The organism is Bradyrhizobium sp. SZCCHNS1022 (assembly GCF_032484835.1).
Taxonomy (GTDB): domain Bacteria; phylum Pseudomonadota; class Alphaproteobacteria; order Rhizobiales; family Xanthobacteraceae; genus Bradyrhizobium.
Genome location: NZ_JAUETT010000002.1, coordinates 191691 through 208439 on the forward strand (window position 1 = coordinate 191691; position 16749 = coordinate 208439).

The window sequence follows — 16749 nt, forward strand, 5'->3', positions numbered from 1 at the left end:
GCGCCCGCATCGTCCGACGAAAGGCTGACCGATTTTACAGCGGTTCGGCTTTCGCGGCGTTGCGCCATGATGGCGATTTTGGCAAGGTCGAGGCCGTTTAGGACCTCCCCGCAAGTGGGCGGCCGAATATGGGGCGCGTGCGTCGCACAACCGCGGCGATACGTGGGTATAAGCTGGAAGCAGAAAGCCGAGGAAACTACATGTCAGCATTATGGGTGATCGTGCTCTGCGGAGCGCTTGCGGTCGTCTACGCGATCTGGGCCACGTCGTCGGTCCTGAAGGCGGACGCCGGGAACGCACGCATGCAGGAAATTGCGGCCGCGGTGCGCGAGGGCGCACAGGCCTATCTGCGCCGTCAGTACACGACGATCGCGATCGTCGGCGTCGTTATCTTCCTGCTCCTGGCCTATTTCCTCGGCACGCTGGTGGCGATCGGCTTTGCGATCGGCGCGATCCTGTCCGGTGCGGCCGGCTTCATCGGCATGAATGTTTCGGTCCGCGCCAATGTCCGTACCGCGCAGGCTGCGACGACCTCGCTCGCCGGCGGGCTGGAGCTTGCGTTCAAGTCCGGCGCCATAACCGGGCTTCTGGTCGCCGGTCTCGCGCTGCTCGGCGTGACGATCTATTTCATGGTCCTGACCCAGTTCATGAAGTTCGCGCCCGACAGCCGCACCGTGGTCGATGCGCTGGTCGCGCTGGGCTTCGGCGCCTCGCTGATCTCGATCTTCGCCCGTCTCGGTGGTGGCATCTTCACCAAGGGCGCCGACGTTGGTGGCGACCTCGTCGGCAAGGTCGAGGCCGGCATTCCCGAGGACGATCCGCGCAATCCCGCCACCATCGCTGACAATGTCGGCGACAATGTCGGCGACTGCGCCGGCATGGCGGCCGACTTGTTCGAGACCTATGCGGTGACCGCGGTCGCGACGATGGTGCTGGCGGCGATCTTCTTTGCCAAGACGCTGCTTCTCGCCGACATGATGACGCTGCCGCTGGCGATCGGCGGCATCTGCATCATCACCTCGATCATCGGTACCTTCTTCGTCAAGCTCGGCCCCAGCCAGTCGATCATGGGGGCGCTGTACAAGGGCCTGATCGCGACCGGCGTCCTGTCACTGGTCGGCGTGGCGTTCGTGATCTATTGGCTGGTCGGCTTCGGCAAGCTCGAGGGCGTCGAGTTCACCGGCATGGCGCTGTTCGAATGCGGCATCGTCGGCCTTGTCGTCACCGGGCTGATCATCTGGATCACCGAATACTACACCGGCACGGAATATCGTCCGGTGAAGTCGATCGCAGCCGCCTCGGTCACCGGCCACGGCACCAACGTGATCCAGGGGCTCGCGATCTCGATGGAGGCGACCGCGCTGCCTGCGCTCGTCATCATCGCCGGCATCCTCATCACCTACAGCCTCGCCGGCCTGTTCGGCATCGCGATCGCCACCACGACCATGTTGTCGCTGGCCGGCATGATCGTCGCGCTCGACGCGTTCGGCCCGGTGACGGACAACGCCGGCGGCATCGCCGAGATGGCGGGCCTGCCGAAGGAGGTGCGCAAGTCCACCGACGCGCTTGACGCGGTCGGCAACACCACCAAGGCGGTCACCAAGGGCTATGCGATCGGCTCCGCCGGTCTCGGCGCTCTCGTATTGTTCGCGGCCTATAATCAGGACCTCAAGTTCTTCATCGCCGACTCCGCGAACCACCTCTACTTCAAGGGCGTCAATCCGGACTTCTCGCTGAACAATCCTTACGTGGTGGTGGGTCTCCTGTTCGGCGGCCTCTTGCCATATCTGTTCGGCGCGATGGGCATGACCGCGGTCGGCCGTGCCGCCGGCGCCATCGTCGAGGAAGTGCGCCGCCAGTTCCGGGAGAAGCCCGGCATCATGCAGGGCACCGACAAGCCGGACTACGGCAGGGCCGTGGACCTGCTGACCAAGGCGGCGATCAAGGAGATGATCATCCCGTCGCTGCTGCCGGTGCTGTCGCCGATCTTCGTCTATTTCGCGATCTATGCGATCGCGGGCGGCGGCCCGGCCGGCAAGTCGGCGGCGTTCTCGGCCGTGGGCGCGATGCTGCTCGGCGTCATCGTCACCGGACTGTTCGTGGCGATCTCGATGACCTCGGGCGGCGGCGCCTGGGACAACGCCAAGAAGTATATCGAGGACGGCCATTACGGCGGAAAGGGCTCCGACGCCCACAAGGCGGCGGTGACGGGCGACACCGTTGGCGACCCCTACAAGGACACGGCCGGGCCCGCGGTGAACCCGATGATCAAGATCACCAACATCGTCGCGCTGCTGCTGCTCGCGATCCTGGCACACTGAGGTCGGCGGGCGCCTCCTGAATGACAAACCCCGCGGTGTGAGCCGCGGGGTTTTTGATGTCTTCGCTGTCCTGCCGGTGCGCGCGAACCGGCATCTCGATCGATAATCTCGAGACTCCGGCTTCGCCGTCAGTTGAAGCTGAGCAGCTTGAACAGCGGCGTCAGGTAGCTGAGCTCCTGGCCCGAGGTCGGCGTGGTGCGGCTGATGAAGTCGAAGATCTTGCCGTCCTTCAGGCCGTAATTGGCGAGCCGTCGCACCTGACGGTTCTTGTCGAAATAGACTGCGATCACCCGCTGGTCGACGACCTTCTGATTCATGAAGGCGACCGGACGCTCGGCGCGCTGCGAGATGTAATAGAAGACCTCGCCGTCGAGGGTCGCGACGGTCGACGGCGTCCCCATCACGATCAGCACCTGGTCCTGGCTCGCCCCGATCGGGATCTGCTCGAGCGCGCCCGGTGGCAGGATGTAGCCCTTCTGGAACTGTTCGCCGGTGCAGGCACAGAGCACGAGGCAGGTGAGCGCCACGGCGCCTGCGATACGCAAACGGGCACTCAGGCCGCGAGAGAACGTGCGGGCAGTCATTCGCATTGTCTGGGTCATCTTTTCAAGAACGGATCCCGTCCCCTTGCGTCGGGCCGGGGGTTGACGTACCGGGCAAGCCCGCCGATTGCAACATGCCTCCGCAAGCAGGGGGCAAGGAGCGGAACCGTCGATGTTTTGGCCGTTCAACCATGTCAGGAAATCTCGGCTGTCCCCGCGGGCGACCATTGAGCCGATCTATGGCATGATCGTGGCGCAGGCCCGAGAACCCTTGTTTTATAAACACTTGGGTGTGCCTGATACGGTGGATGGCCGGTTCGATCTCTTGATCCTCCACCTCTGGCTGGTCTTGCTGCGGCTGCGCACGGCCAGCGGCGGAACGGAGCTGTCGCAGGCTCTGTTCGACCATTTCTGCGACGATATGGACGCGAATCTGCGCGAAATGGGAGTGGGGGACCTCGCCGTGCCCCGGCGCATGCGCACCTTTGGCGAGGCGTTCTATGGCCGCACCGCGGCTTACGACCTCGCTTGGCAGGATGGCGAGCCGCGTCTGGCGGACGCCTTGCAGAAGAATATCTTGAATGGGAAGCACCCCGAAAGCGCGCAGCGCCTTGCGGTCTATGCGAGCAAGGTGGCGGCAAGCCTCGCGGCGCTTGACGACACGGCGCTGTTGCGGGCCGCTTGGACCTTCCCCGCGCCGCTGGAGCAGGATTGAGCTGGATGAGCAGAGCAGACAGAGACGCCCCGAAACCCGCTCCGCGGGAGCCATGGCGCGCGCCCCCGGTGATCGTGGCCCAGATTCCGGAAGCCGGACTGCATCGCGAGATCGAGGCCGATCCGGCCGCCCGTGCCGCCATGGCCGAAATCGCCGACCTGCCCGAGGTGATCTCGGCTCACGCCTCCTTCGACGTCTTCTTGAAGCGCGATGGCAAGGTCCATGTCGAGGGCAGGGTCCGCGCGCGCGTCGGGCAGATCTGCGTGGTGACGCTGGATCCGATCGAGAGCGAGATCGATGAGCCCATCGACCAGATGTTCGCGCCACCGGAGCAGATTCCGCAGTTGGCCGACCTCGTGGACGACAATGGCGAGAGCGATGCCGAAGTGCCCGACCCGCCAGAGCCGATTCTGAACGGCCAGATCGACCTCGCACGCCTGGCGACCGACGCCCTGCTTCTCGGCATCGATCCCTATCCGCGCAAGCCGGGCGCCGTGTTCGAGCAGGCTGTCACCGCCGCAAATCCCGAAGATCATCCTTTCGCGGCGCTGAAAGCGCTCAACCCGGTCGGCGGGGCGAGCGAAGGCAAAGCCCGCCCCAACAAGCCCACGGGCAAGGCGAACGACAAGTGACATTGTTTTGCGCACAAGACAGTTGCGCGGAGGCTTTGGCACCAATCCTCGTAAAGCGGCCATAATGCATTGGAACAGTTGAGGGAATCGGCTGTGAGCTTGTGCCCGTGGCTACCGGCGGGCAGAAAATCGCGTGAGGTCAAGAGGTTGTTTCGGCATCCGGAGACGCTATTGTCCGGCCGGGCCGGGTGACCTTGTCGCACCCGGATGGGTGCGGGCCTCTCCACGTGCCGGGGTGTTCCTTCACGAGGCTCGCTTAAGAGATCAGGTTTCCGGGACGTCATGCCGCAAAAGGTTCGAATCGCGCTGGACGCCATGGGCGGGGACGTCGGCGCGGCTGTCGTGATTCCCGGTGCGGCGATGTCGCTGGCCCGCCGTCCCGACACGCAGTTCCTGCTGTTCGGCGACAGCGCCAAGATCGTCCCTGAGCTCGACCGGCACCCCGCCCTGAAGGCGGCCTCGCGCGTGATCCACACCGACGTCGCCGTCAGCAATGATGCCAAGCCGAGCCAGGCGCTGCGACGTGGCCGCAAGACATCGTCGATGTGGCTTGCGATCGAGGCCGTGAAAAAGGGCGAGGCCGATGTTGCGGTCTCCGCCGGCAACACCGGCGCGCTGGTGGCGATGGCGCGGTTCTGCCTGCGCACGCTGACCGGCATCGATCGGCCGGCGCTGGCGGCGATCTGGCCGACCATGCGCGGCCAATCCGTGGTGCTCGATCTCGGCGCCACCATCGGCGGCGATGCCCGCCACCTTGTGGGACTCGCGGCGATGGGCGCGGCAATGGCGAGCGTGCTGTTCAACAATCCGCGCCCGAGCGTCGGTCTCCTCAATATCGGCGTCGAGGAGATGAAGGGACACGAGGAGATCCGCGAGGCGGCGGAGTTGCTCCGCGCGATGAATCTGCCGCAGCTCGATTATATCGGCTTCGTCGAGGGGGACGGCATCGGCAAGGGCGCCGCCGATGTGGTCGTGACCGAAGGTTTCAGCGGTAACATCGCGCTCAAGGCCGCGGAAGGAACCGCGCGCCAGATCACGCAATATCTGCGCAGCGAGATCGAGCGCACGTGGCGGGCGCGGATCGGCTATCTGCTCGCGCGCAGCGCATTCCGCGCGCTGCGCAATCGATTGGATCCGGGCAAGTCCAACGGCAGCGTGCTGCTTGGCCTCAACGGCATCGTGGTCAAGAGCCATGGCGGAACCGATGCCGAGGGCTTTGCCTCTGCGGTCAATGTTGGCTATGAGATGGCCCGCTACGATCTCCTGACCAAGATCAATCAAACACTCAATCGCGACGGCGGTGCGTTGGCCTCCGTACCGACCGACCAGGAGCCTGTCTCGTGATCAAACGTTCGGTGGTGCTCGGCTGTGGTTCATACCTGCCGCAGCGCATCGTGACCAATGCCGAACTGGCAAGCCGCATCGATACCTCCGACGAGTGGATCGTTCAGCGTACCGGGATTCATCAGCGCCATATCGCCGCCGACGGCGAGTTCACCTCGCATCTCGCGATCAATGCGGCGCGCGCCGCGCTTCGCTCCGCCGATATCGACCCGCAGTCGATCGAGCTGATCGTGCTTGCGACTTCGACGCCGGATAATACCTTTCCGGCGACCGCGGTCGCGGTTCAGAACGGGCTCGGCATCACGCATGGTGCGGCGTTCGACCTGCAGGCGGTCTGCTCCGGTTTCGTGTTTGCGCTCGCCACCGCCGACAACTTCCTGCGCACCGGCGCTTACAAGCGCGCGCTGGTGATCGGCGCCGAGACCTTCTCGCGCATTCTCGACTGGAACGATCGCGGTACCTGCGTGCTATTCGGCGATGGCGCCGGCGCCTTGGTGCTGGAGGCGCAGGACCAGCCGGGCACCTCCGCCGACCGTGGCGTGCTGACCACGCATCTGCGCTCCGATGGCCGCCACAAATCGAAGCTCTATGTCGACGGCGGTCCGTCTTCGACGCAGACTGTCGGCCATCTCCGGATGGAGGGGCGGGAGGTGTTCAAGCACGCGGTCGGCATGATCACCGACGTCATCGTCGATGCCTTCAATGCGACCGGCGTCACCGCCGAGGACGTCACATGGTTCGTGCCACATCAGGCCAACAAGCGAATCATCGATGCCTCTGCGCACAAGCTGCATATCGCCCCGGAGAAAGTGGTGCTGACGGTGGACCGGCACGGCAATACCTCGGCCGCTTCGATTCCGCTGGCGCTCGACGTTGCGGTGAAGGACGGCCGGATCAAACGCGGCGATCTGGTGCTGCTGGAAGCGATGGGCGGTGGCTTCACCTGGGGCTCGGCGCTGCTGCGCTGGTAGGCTGAACGCTCCCTTAACGCCGGCCGGAATCCTGCTTTTTCGCATCGGCCGGGGTCACGCTGCTGTTGACCATTGCCCCTTAACCTCTTAATTTCGTGGCAAAATTATTCGCCGAGAGGTGGGGCGGGCGATGGTGGGCACAGGAAAGACGGTCACACGCGTTGATCTCTGCGAGGCAGTTTATCAGAAGGTCGGGTTGTCGCGGACGGAGTCCTCGGCGTTCGTCGAACTGGTGCTGAAAGAGATCACCGATTGTCTGGAGCGGGGCGAGACGGTGAAACTGTCGTCGTTCGGCTCCTTCATGGTACGCAAAAAGGGGCAGCGCATCGGGCGCAATCCCAAGACCGGAACCGAGGTGCCGATCTCGCCGCGCCGGGTGATGGTGTTCAAGCCGTCGGCGATCCTCAAGCAGCGCATCAACGGCCATGGGGCCGGCAAGATGAACGGCGAGGCGCAGCCGGACCAGGTCGGCGCCGAGACGGAATAGCCGTCGGCGCCCACGCGGCAAAGTTGCGATCTCGGGCCATGGAACCGGTCCGAATCAGCCGAATCTGAGTCATAGTTCGAACCAGCGTAATTTCTTGTCAGCACGATCGAAGGGGAACGGGCATTTGGACAAGGCGCCGGATGCTTTTCGAACGATCAGCGAGGTCGCCCAGGAACTCGACATTCCGCAGCACGTGCTGCGGTTTTGGGAGACCCGGTTCGCTCAGATCAAGCCGATGAAGCGGAGCGGCGGCCGCCGCTATTACCGGCCCGACGATGTCGATCTGCTCAAGGGCATCCGCCGGCTGCTCTACGGCGAGGGCTACACCATCCGCGGCGTGCAGCGGATCCTGAAGGAGCACGGCGTCAAATCCGTACAGGGACTGGCGGACGCATCCGCGGCGGTCTCGTTCGGGGCGATCGAGGAGACGCTCGGCCAGGCGCTGATGGAGACCGACCATCCCGAGGAGGAGCTGGAGGTCGAAACCGCTGAGGACGAGGAGCAGGAAGCCTCCGAGGACGAGGGCATCGATTTCCGCTTCGTCGAGACCGACGACGATATTCTCGACACCTTCCGGGTCGGACCGCCGGCCCGTGCCGGCATCAAGGCCGAGGACCGCGAGCGGCTCGAGGGCGTCTTGAAAGAGCTGGTCGATTGCCGCCAACTGCTCGACCGCGCGATGAAGGACGGCTAGCCGGAATCGGTCCGGCCGTCGCCGAGCTGTGCCGCAATTGCCACGCTATGCCACACTGAGAGCGTGACCGATCATCTTTCGGCCGCCAAGCCGCTACCGTGGGAACAACAACCTCAACGCGCATGTTGCGGGCCCGATACAGAAATCGTGGCGACCAAGTGCTACTTGGTTTGCACAATGTTTCTGTGAGGGATGAGTTTTGGTTATGCGTAGCTTCCTCTCTGTCGCCGTGCTGGCGGCGATCTCTGCAACGTCATCCGCCTTCGCTGCCGACCTGGCAGTAAAGGCGCCACGGTTGCCCCCGCCGGTCGAGGCCTTCTCCTGGACCGGCTGCTATGTCGGCGGACACCTCGGAGCCGCCGTGAGCCAGGACCGCACCACCAACGTATTTGGTCAGGCCAATAGCTTCAGCTCGACCGGCTTCGTGGGCGGCGGCCAGGTCGGCTGCGATTACCAGTTTGCGCCCAATTGGGTCATTGGCGCCGAGGGGCGGGCCGCCTGGTCCAGCCTGAAGAGCACACAGGCTGCCTCGGTCACGAATTTCGCGACCGGCGTGACGGTGCCGGCGCAGTTCAGCCTCAGCAATGACTTCCTGGCCTCGGCCACGGCTCGGCTCGGTTACAGCTTTGCGCCGGGCTGGCTGATCTATGGGCGGGGCGGCGCGGCCTGGACCCGGGAAAAGGTCGTCGATGCGTTCACGATCCCCGGAGGTCCCGCTGTCGCCCCGACGGCGACCAGCACGCGCACCGGTTGGACCGTCGGCGCCGGCGCGGAGTGGCTATTCGCGCCGCATTGGTCGGTGAACCTAGAATACAACTATTACGACTTCGGCCGGCACACCATGACGCTGGTTGACGTCGCCAGGGACGTGACCGTCTCCGGCATGAATCTGAGGGATCAGATCCACACCGTCACGGTCGGGGTGAATTATCGCTTCTGAAACCGGGGCGGGGGCGGCGGCTCCTTGGCCGCCGGTTCGGTTCGTGACGGCGATGAGGCGGAGTGAGGCCGGTGCGGCGGGTTTGGGTTCGCCGCTCCGGCCTTGCCTTATTGTTCGCACCGAGGGCCAGGTTCGCCAGGAACGCTATTCCCAGCGAGCTTTGCTCGCCGGCCGTGGAACGTGCGAGTCCATGCCTTGCGCCGCGGCCGGATCACGGTTAGAGGAGGGGCATCGGAGCGTGGCGCAGCCCGGTTAGCGCACTAGTCTGGGGGACTAGGGGTCGTGGGTTCGAATCCCGCCGCTCCGACCAAACATAAAGCCCTGCAAATGCAGGGCTTTTTTCATTTCTGAGGCGTTTTTGCTGAAGAACATTTTAGAGGCAAAATTGGCTCTGTCCTTACTCTGTCCTTAGTGTCACGCCCGGCGCCTTGAGGCCCGGCTCACGCGATCGTTGACCGTCAGATTGGCTTGCCAAGCCAGGACCTCGTGCTCGTACCAAGCGCAGCGGTTCGGGCTGATGTTGTGGCTCAGCGGGAACTGTCCTTTGGAGACCATCCTGAGCAGGGTGCTGCGGCTGACCGGCACGAGCTGTAGCACCTGCTCGATGTTCAGCATCTTGCGCACCTTGTCTTCGGTCTCAGTCATGGCCTGGGCCCTCCTCACGCCGCCGGTAGCAGCACCTCGGCCTCTCGCAGGCTTGGCAAGCAGTTGCTCGGCCTCTGGTCCATCCTCCTCGGCCATCTTTGGCACATTTATTCCGCCGTATTTGCGGTCTGAGAGCAGCAATTGTCCCGGCAGATGATCGATCTGCTAGCTCGCTTCGGCGAACGTCATGCCACAGCCAAGCCCGCAATCGAGCTTAAAGCAGACCTCAGGTCGTGGGGATTGGCAGCAAATGAGGCCTACCAACCCCGACTGCATTAAGATGCTCGCCGGCTGTCGGGGTGAGTGTGGCGCGCCCTCGCCATCCAGGTTGATCCAGATCAAGCCCGCTAGCGGCAGATGTCACAGATATTGGCTGCGCCTCATCCAACATTAGGAGGTGGCATGACCAGGTATGCCAAAGCGGTGCGCTACCTCATATCTGGAATCGTGACCGGCCTCCTGCTCCACGGGACGGGGTCTCCCGCGTCAGCGCAGCCATTTGACGTGCCAGCGCTTCCTCTGATGCTGCCGCCAATGCAAATCATGCCCGTTCCGCTGCCTGACATAATGACTCCCTTGCTGCTGCAGCAACAGCAAGACTTGTTGCAACAGCAGATTACGGCGCAGCAAGCACAGCAGTTCGCGATTTGGGCTGAGCAAAGCGGAGAGTGGGTTCTACAGCAACTGCAGCAAGCTGAGCAGCATTCTGACCGAAGTTGGACTCAGTTGGGGGTCTTGGAAGCAGATGAGGCAGCGGGAATTGCTCGAATTATTCAAAGCCGATCAAAATTGCGGGGTGGCGGCGCGCAACCATCGCCGCTTGAGCCAATAGTCCCGTCCTTTGCCCCCGAGCGAGATAGGCCGCCCACCAGAACAGAATGGTTTAATACGGCATGGGAAGCGGACCGCGTGTCTGCCGAGGCCCGCAAGTTCAGCGAAGAAGCCATGAGGGAAGCGCATCGCGCAATGGAAACTGCAAGGTCTCTGCGCGAACACGGCATGAATGATGCTGCCCTACGCCAGTTAGAGACCAGCACGCGCCTAGACGAGCACGCTCGATTTCAAAGGGACATTGCGCAACGTACGCGAGACTTAGCTAGAGAGGCTCGGGAGCTGGCTAGGACCCCGGCGCTGGCGCCAATAGTATCTCAGCCACGTTCAGAAATAGTCTTTCCGCGCAACTATCAACCATCTCTAGCTGCGCCAATTCCATCCGCCGGATTTAGGCATTAACCGGCAAGATCAATGGAAGACAGTCAAATTGGCTCATCGTATAGCTCTTGCCCCGTTGACCGTCCCGAATGCGCGGTCATAGCCCTTCACGGACATGCCGGTGCGCGGCTCTGATTTTCGCGTTCTGGGGCAAAGCGGACATCACCAGCTCTGAACTGGCACGGCGTGGCGCTATCGAACAGCTCCCTCAGATCATCGGCAGATCTGACAGCCGCTTCCAAGCCGGTGCGGGCCAGAACAAACCAGTCGTTTGATCGGCTCTCGCGCACCGCGGTGGCACAACGCCGGATCGCATCCTGCAGAACACCGGCCTCCGGCAGGCGATGAATGTTTCAGCCGACAAGCTTCAGGTCGGGCTGCACTGTCGCCGGCTTGTCGCCGATGATGCGCCGCAGTGCGCTGGCGACGGTGTCCATGGGAAATGCTTTTTCGGTTTTCGGCGCCGTTACCGCGCGAGACGAAAAGCGAACAGAACGCTGCAAAAAAGCCTCCACATCGTTGCCCATTCCGCCGGAGCAGCCACCGGAATGGTCGAGGCGTGTTCTCGTGCCATTGGCTGCCGAGCTCCAAGCCATTGCGGAATGTTCAGCGCGCTCGTGCGCACGATTCTGAATATCCCGCGAAACTCATCCAGCCGGGACGTTGCGCGTCGCTGCTTGATCCTTCCGAGAGGCGAGGAATTGAGGAATTCATGTTCGGGTTCACCGCGTGAGCGAGTTGTCGTGCCAAGACGTCACGACGTCAGCTTGAGCCAACCCGCGGACGGACATCCGCAGGTTGGCGTTTGCGGCTGAAATGCAACGACGGGTCAGCGGCAGACATAGGCTCCATTGACCAGCACGCGCACGCACGCCGTGCCCGCTGCGGCTGCAGCACCAACGGCCGCGCCGCGCCTGACCGTGCGCCTCGTGGTGCGGCGCGCTACGCCCGCGACAGACGCAGGCGTGGCTGGCCGGCCGACCCGTGCTTCCGCCTTGCCTAAGGACAGCGAGGGTCCTTCGGACGACCAGTCCAGCGAGCCGAAAATCCCCAAGCCGACCACGGCGGTCGTCACGAGCACCTTGTTGAGCATGTTACGCTTCATGCAGACCTCCCTTCGTTGAGAACGGATGCCATCGATCCATGGCCTGTCGTTCAGACCATTGATCAAGATCAAGCAAGTTGCGCATCTTTCCGTAGAGGCTGACATCCGGAAAAGGTGGGCGCGACGAGGCCTACGCCCCGATGGCTCGCTTACGGCGGATATGCAGTCGCTGCAATTCTCCTGGTTGGGCAGCTACTACATAGACCGGAGCCCGGGGGTCTTTCCGTTCTGGGTTATTCTGGTCAGCATCAACATCTGGCTGAAACCAGACCGTGGAGATGGCGGGTCGTGAGGAGGATGCGTCAGCTTTTCACGTCAGACGATACCATCCAGCTTGTAATCCGGCTTGGATTGCTTGCCCTTTTGATCGTCTGGACCTTTGTCCTGATCCGTCCGTTCGTGACGATTCTGGCGTGGGCGGTCGTGCTTGCGGTTGCCTTCAACCCGCTCTTCATTTTGCTGTCCAAGTCCCTTGGTGGCCGACCAAAGCTTGCAGCGGGAATCCTCACGGCGATCAATCTCGCCATCGTAATCGGACCGGTGGCCTGGCTCGGGTTCGGCGCCATGGAGGGCATCAAGGACTTTGCCCAACGGGTCAGCGCGGGCGATCTGGCCATTCCGTCGCCTCCGCACGCGATCAAGAACTGGCCTCTGGTCGGAACGCAGCTCTACGATTTCTGGGATCAGGCTTCGACCAATCTCCGCTCGGTTCTGCCTCAGATCACGCCGTATATGAAGCCGTTCGCCGGCACGCTTCTGAGTCTTGTCGGCGATGCGGGCGTCGGCGCCGTCAAGTTTCTGCTGTCGGTCGCGGCGGCCGGGTTGATTTTTCCCTTTGGGCCGCAGCTCGCGGCTGGTGGGAGAGCCTTCCTGTCGCAGGTCGTACCCGAGCAGAGCGAGCACTTCGTGGACCTGGCAGGTGCGACCATCCGCGCAGTAGCTCAAGGTGTGATTGGCATAGCGGTCATTCAGGCGTTTCTGGCTGGCGTCGGGTTCAAACTGGCCGGTATTCCCATCGCCGGCCTTTTGGCATTGCTCGTGCTGCTGCTCTCTATCGTGCAGATCGGCGCTGCGATCATCATGCTGCCAGCCATTGTCTGGATCTGGACTGACAAGGACTTAACCACCGCAGTCCCGCTGACGTTATTCCTCGGCCTCGTAGGCATTCTCGACAATATTTTGAAGCCGCTGGTGATGGGACGAGGCCTGACGACGCCGACCCTCGTTATTCTGATCGGTGTGATCGGAGGTACGCTTGCGCATGGAATTGTTGGGCTCTTCATCGGCCCTATCATTCTGTCTGTTGCATGGGAGCTGATCGTAGCCTGGAGTCGCTCTGGTCCTTCCGTCCGGCGTGAATGTCGGCCGTTGACTTGATTCAACGTCTCTCACGGATGGGCGACAGAGAGAGCTGTGGCCGGTGGTCGCACTGATGACCCGATGTCGGCCGGATAGACCGATTCCGTAATCAGCGATCAGAGCGATTCGACGTAGGGCCTTAACAGGTTGACGGTTTCGAGCAGATCGTCGGCCTCCATTTCTAAGAGTAGTGTTTCCGCGGTTTTCTCGGGCCGCTTGAACCTCTCCCTCATCTGGCGAATTGCCGCGACAGCCCGTCCGGGATCGAGCGCAATCGTATCTGCTATGAATTCATCAGCCGATTTCGCTTCGACGTTCAGAGCGGAGAGGATCTTTGAAGGAAAGTCTTTCAGGTTCTCCGTGACGATCATGGACGCTTGGGTTTTGACTGCTGCTGCCAGGACGTGCGCATCGTCCTTGTCGGGCAGCTCCGCGGCGAGTGGCAAAAGATGATCGTACCCGTCGACCATAGCGTCTTCGAAGGCGGTTTCCATGGAGACACGGGCTCGCGCTGCACGGGCGACGGCATCCTGAAACCCGCGTTTCTGATGAATCTCCTCCAGCGCCTTTTGGGTCTCGTCGAGCACTTCTCCTGACCAGCGGAGGCGGAAAAATTCCGCCTCGGCGAGGGTCAGCAACAGGTTCCGCCTAAGCATGCTGACGAGCGTGCAGGCGTCCACAAAGGCCGTGAAGCGATTCGCAAACAAGGCCTACAGCAGCTCCCCGTCGAGTTCAGCGAGTCCTTCAAGGGCCTCGCGTCGCTTTTGGTCTCTGCTTCGCTTGTACGCGAATAGGTCCTCTGCCTTGATGCGACGGTGACGCCCCACGGTGTCGTAGGGGATCTCGCGCTTGTCGAGCAGAGAAATGAGGAACGGACGCGAGACGTTGAGGATATCGGCCGCTTGCTGTGTCGTAAGCATCTCGTGCACGGGCACGAGCGTAACTGCGTCGCCTTTCCCAACGTGACGGAGCAGCTCCATGAGGAGCGCCGACAGGGCTGGGCCTAGGGTGATCTCCCTGGTTTTCTTCTGCTCGTCTAGAACGCGCAAAGTCGTATCTCCCGCGGCGTGAGCGGCGAGAATCGTGCGCAGTTGGTTGGCCGACGCCTTTTCAGCCTCAGACGGCAGACGGCCGCCCAGTTCCTCAGCGTATGCGGGAATTGTCATATTTGTGCCCCTTGTCAGGGTTGATAGCCTTGACAAGATAGATAAGAGGTAATCGAAATATTCGCAATAGGCGAAATAATCGAAAAATTTAGAGCTTTCCGGAGAAGCAGCGACGAAACGAAGAGTGTCTATCGAGCAACGTGGAACAAGGAAAGTGGTCGTTGCAAGAGAGCGCCGAGCTTCGAGCTATGCAAAAAGTTGCTGCGATTTGACTTGTGAAAAATCTTACAATTTCAATTATTTACCTGCGCCTGGGGGACTAAGGGTCGTGGGTTCGAATCCCGCCGCTCCGACCAAAATTCAACCGAAAAACCAGTAGCTTACGAGATCTAAGCTTAAAAGAGCGAAAGAAGGCGAACTTATCCTGATCCTTCGCTGATCCTTTCTTTATTTGGTTTCATGCCCTTTCCCCCGCCGGTTGGCGTGATGCTCGGCGCATCGCAGCGAGCGGGGACCCGGCTGGCGAGGACCCCGCCTATTGGTGCGGGTCCTCCGGAAGAATTAGTCTCTCTGTGACTGAAACTCCTGCAGTGCAATCTGATGTCCATCAACTGCGATCGGGCTATCAGGGAGCTGGCCGAACGACAAATAGTGATCAACAAGTACCTTGCGCGTCCTTTCGTATCTGATGCGCCGATCCAGCAAGCTCCGGCACGTGCTTGGATAGATACCCTTTGAAGCCAGGATCATGCAGATGATCTTCTCTATTTCCTGCGGTAACTCAGGTTCTGTGTCACAGCCGACGAGCCGGGCTAGATCATCAGCGAGCTTCGGGCATGATGACGACAATGCAGCGCACACACGCTCATAGTCGATGTGGTCAGCTAACGAGGACATCTCAGTCGCCTCGCTGACCCCGTCCAAAAATTGCTGAGCAGTGCGAATACCGCGGGCTCCCTTTGGCCTATAAGTTGGCCCATCGCCACGCAACTCGGCACGCAATGAGATTGTACCGTCAGCGCAGATTGTACAGAAGAGGCGCTGATCCCATGAACCAGCCATTGTGTACCCGCTGAATGCCGCAATCTCGATCCTTTGGGCCATCGTAGGCGGTCATCCCCAAGCTGATGTTGAACTTCTAAAGTGTCACGTCCCATCCCGTCATTCACGGTCTAATGGGTGCGGAGAGATTGTCAAATAATGGAACGTATGCTCACGATTGCATACAGAGGAAAGGGCACTGACAACAACGGTAAAGCTAGGTAAGCCAAATGAAAGTGTATGGTTGTGGAGGGAAACCTATTGGCAATCGATCTGGACGAATTGATCTCCGAACGAGGTGAGTTTTTTGGCCATGCGCTTCCACGCGACAGCTCAACTGCGACTGTGCTACCGCTTGAGCCAGACTGGTTAGCACTGGAAGATCATCTTGGTCAGCAAAGGGCGGAATTGCTCAATTCAGGCGGATCCGATCCTACGGATGATGAAGTTGGCCTCATGCTCAGGTGGCAGGTAAAGAACGCGTTTGAGGCTCCGGATGACGATGTGACACCCGGTATTTGGTTTTGCGATGAGCAAGAAAACAAGATCGTTGTTATCGTGTGCTGGGGCTCAGGATGGGAAACGTCGCGTCATGTCTTCGGCATTTTTCTGAACCGAGGCGAGGCGGTGGAGGCGCTACGCAAACAATTCATTCTTGATGACGACCCGCCAGTAAAAAATAACCTGGAATAGCTGGAACGTACGACCTGTGTAGTTATGTCGATGAGCAGCAGGCCAGACGCTAAGCAGGGCTACTATATAGGTTCGTACAATGAGCCGCTTACCGAAAATCCAGATGTTGCCGTCGGAAATGCCGCAGCAAAGAATTTCTGAAGTGGTATCCCTGCCGTCTCGTCCAGTCCCGTTCGATTTCGAGGTGGGCTACGGGAATTTCGCGCCGGACGTGGTGCCAAAGCAGGGTGTACCCCGATCACCCAAACTATTGGTCCAGGTCGAGTGGGCAGAAGGCCCCGTGAACAATGGTATCAGTGCGTTCTATCTCCAAGCGCGAAAGAAGTACTGGGTCCTGTGGCTACGCATGTTTAACGATAACTCCTATCCATGGCGATGGGATTGGCAGGCGATCGGATACTGTAACAGGGCGAATGTTGACGAAGAGGTTGCAGCAAAACATCTGCTCTTGGAGTACTGGAAGTTCAGTGAAAATAGATTTGAAAACAGCGTCGATTGGATAAATCAAGAGGGACTTCTTTCTATTGCAGACATTAAGGCGATCCTGCGTGAGCTAAGTCGGCAACAACAGGCGTTAGGATAAGCCATACTCTGTGGGCGACTTGTGCAACAATGCCAGCAAGATATCGACGCCATCGGAAGTTTATCGTGCGCGGGGTGCGCGTTGCCCATCGTCGAAGGCGTTTATGGCTCATGTCGGGCATAAGCTCCCGTAAGCAATGAGCGACCGCTCGCCGCGAGGCTCGCTGCGGCCAAAGTTCACCCGGCAGGGGATACTACGTCGGCTTATCATTCGTGGCCGCACAAGTTCTTCGGATTTCAGATCCTATTTGATCAGCAGTGTGATGGCCGAAAGGTCATACGAAAGCGGAATTTCTTAAATTCTACTCAGGGGCAGCCAAGGAATTTCGATGTTTCAAAGATGGTTGGAGAAATTACATT

The 16749-nt window shown here is 60.9% G+C and carries 17 protein-coding genes and 1 tRNA gene; 12 read left to right on the plus strand and 6 right to left on the minus strand.

What is annotated here, in order from left to right:
• Positions 1-200: 200 nt before the first annotated feature.
• The gene (locus QX071_RS14400; protein WP_315703378.1) at positions 201-2321 is read left to right on the plus strand and encodes a sodium-translocating pyrophosphatase; all 2121 of its coding nucleotides are present in this window, start codon (positions 201-203) and stop codon (positions 2319-2321) included.
• A 128-nt stretch (positions 2322-2449) separates the two neighbouring features.
• On the opposite strand, the gene QX071_RS14405 is transcribed toward QX071_RS14400, so the two are convergent.
• Positions 2450-2911, minus strand: coding sequence for an outer membrane protein assembly factor BamE (locus QX071_RS14405; RefSeq protein ID WP_315703379.1), 462 nt, complete (start codon positions 2909-2911; stop codon positions 2450-2452).
• A gap of 124 nt (positions 2912-3035) precedes the next feature.
• Between QX071_RS14405 and QX071_RS14410 the strand changes: the two genes are divergently transcribed.
• The 8 genes from QX071_RS14410 to QX071_RS14445 all read left to right on the plus strand — a co-directional run bounded on the left by QX071_RS14410 (position 3036) and on the right by QX071_RS14445 (position 8956).
• Positions 3036-3578 carry a ubiquinol-cytochrome C chaperone family protein gene (locus QX071_RS14410; RefSeq protein ID WP_315703380.1) on the plus strand — a complete coding sequence of 181 codons (543 nt, stop codon included), beginning with the start codon at positions 3036-3038 and terminating at the stop codon, positions 3576-3578.
• Between the two features lie 5 nt (positions 3579-3583).
• Positions 3584-4210, plus strand: a complete 627-nt coding sequence (locus tag QX071_RS14415; protein WP_315703381.1) for a DUF177 domain-containing protein — start codon at positions 3584-3586, stop codon at positions 4208-4210.
• Positions 4211-4492: 282 nt separating this feature from the next.
• The gene (gene plsX, locus QX071_RS14420) at positions 4493-5554 is read left to right on the plus strand and encodes a phosphate acyltransferase PlsX (RefSeq protein ID WP_315703382.1); all 1062 of its coding nucleotides are present in this window, start codon (positions 4493-4495) and stop codon (positions 5552-5554) included.
• A complete protein-coding gene (locus QX071_RS14425) occupies positions 5551-6525 on the plus strand; it encodes a beta-ketoacyl-ACP synthase III (RefSeq protein ID WP_315703383.1) in 975 nt (324 codons plus the stop codon). The genes plsX and QX071_RS14425 overlap by 4 nt, the downstream gene beginning before the upstream one ends.
• A 130-nt stretch (positions 6526-6655) precedes the next feature.
• Positions 6656-7012 (plus strand): integration host factor subunit alpha, encoded by a 357-nt coding sequence (locus QX071_RS14430; RefSeq protein ID WP_315703384.1) that lies wholly within the window; start codon positions 6656-6658, stop codon positions 7010-7012.
• A 124-nt stretch (positions 7013-7136) separates the two neighbouring features.
• Positions 7137-7706, plus strand: a complete 570-nt coding sequence (locus tag QX071_RS14435; RefSeq protein WP_315703385.1) for a MerR family transcriptional regulator — start codon at positions 7137-7139, stop codon at positions 7704-7706.
• A gap of 205 nt (positions 7707-7911) precedes the next feature.
• Positions 7912-8646, plus strand: coding sequence for a porin family protein (locus tag QX071_RS14440; RefSeq protein ID WP_315703386.1), 735 nt, complete (start codon positions 7912-7914; stop codon positions 8644-8646).
• Between the two features lie 232 nt (positions 8647-8878).
• Positions 8879-8956: transfer RNA gene (locus QX071_RS14445), tRNA-Pro, on the plus strand.
• Positions 8957-9060: 104 nt separating this feature from the next.
• On the opposite strand, the gene QX071_RS14450 is transcribed toward QX071_RS14445, so the two are convergent.
• The 3 genes from QX071_RS14450 to QX071_RS14460 all read right to left on the minus strand — a co-directional run bounded on the left by QX071_RS14450 (position 9061) and on the right by QX071_RS14460 (position 11608).
• Positions 9061-9291, minus strand: a complete 231-nt coding sequence (locus tag QX071_RS14450) for a helix-turn-helix transcriptional regulator (protein ID WP_315703387.1) — start codon at positions 9289-9291, stop codon at positions 9061-9063.
• A gap of 1565 nt (positions 9292-10856) precedes the next feature.
• Positions 10857-11030 carry a hypothetical protein gene (locus QX071_RS14455; RefSeq protein WP_315703388.1) on the minus strand — a complete coding sequence of 58 codons (174 nt, stop codon included), beginning with the start codon at positions 11028-11030 and terminating at the stop codon, positions 10857-10859.
• 302 nt (positions 11031-11332) lie between these two features.
• Positions 11333-11608 carry a hypothetical protein gene (locus tag QX071_RS14460; RefSeq protein ID WP_315703389.1) on the minus strand — a complete coding sequence of 92 codons (276 nt, stop codon included), beginning with the start codon at positions 11606-11608 and terminating at the stop codon, positions 11333-11335.
• Positions 11609-11905: 297 nt separating this feature from the next.
• Between QX071_RS14460 and QX071_RS14465 the strand changes: the two genes are divergently transcribed.
• Complete coding sequence (locus QX071_RS14465) at positions 11906-12985, plus strand: AI-2E family transporter (protein ID WP_315703390.1); 1080 nt, start codon at positions 11906-11908, stop codon at positions 12983-12985.
• 98 nt (positions 12986-13083) lie between these two features.
• Here the strand turns inward: QX071_RS14465 and QX071_RS14470 are convergent, their stop codons facing one another.
• Together QX071_RS14470 and QX071_RS14475 are read right to left on the minus strand one after the other, a co-directional pair.
• On the minus strand, positions 13084-13674 hold the full coding sequence (locus QX071_RS14470) for a PIN domain-containing protein (RefSeq protein ID WP_315703391.1): 591 nt from the start codon (positions 13672-13674) through the stop codon (positions 13084-13086).
• Between the two features lie 3 nt (positions 13675-13677).
• The gene (locus QX071_RS14475) at positions 13678-14133 is read right to left on the minus strand and encodes a helix-turn-helix domain-containing protein (RefSeq protein ID WP_315703392.1); all 456 of its coding nucleotides are present in this window, start codon (positions 14131-14133) and stop codon (positions 13678-13680) included.
• Between the two features lie 1242 nt (positions 14134-15375).
• Here QX071_RS14475 and QX071_RS14480 point away from each other — a divergent pair.
• Together QX071_RS14480 and QX071_RS14485 are read left to right on the plus strand one after the other, a co-directional pair.
• The gene (locus QX071_RS14480) at positions 15376-15807 is read left to right on the plus strand and encodes a hypothetical protein (RefSeq protein ID WP_315703393.1); all 432 of its coding nucleotides are present in this window, start codon (positions 15376-15378) and stop codon (positions 15805-15807) included.
• A gap of 79 nt (positions 15808-15886) precedes the next feature.
• Positions 15887-16390, plus strand: coding sequence for a hypothetical protein (locus tag QX071_RS14485; RefSeq protein WP_315703394.1), 504 nt, complete (start codon positions 15887-15889; stop codon positions 16388-16390).
• The last annotated feature ends 359 nt before the right edge of the window (positions 16391-16749 follow it).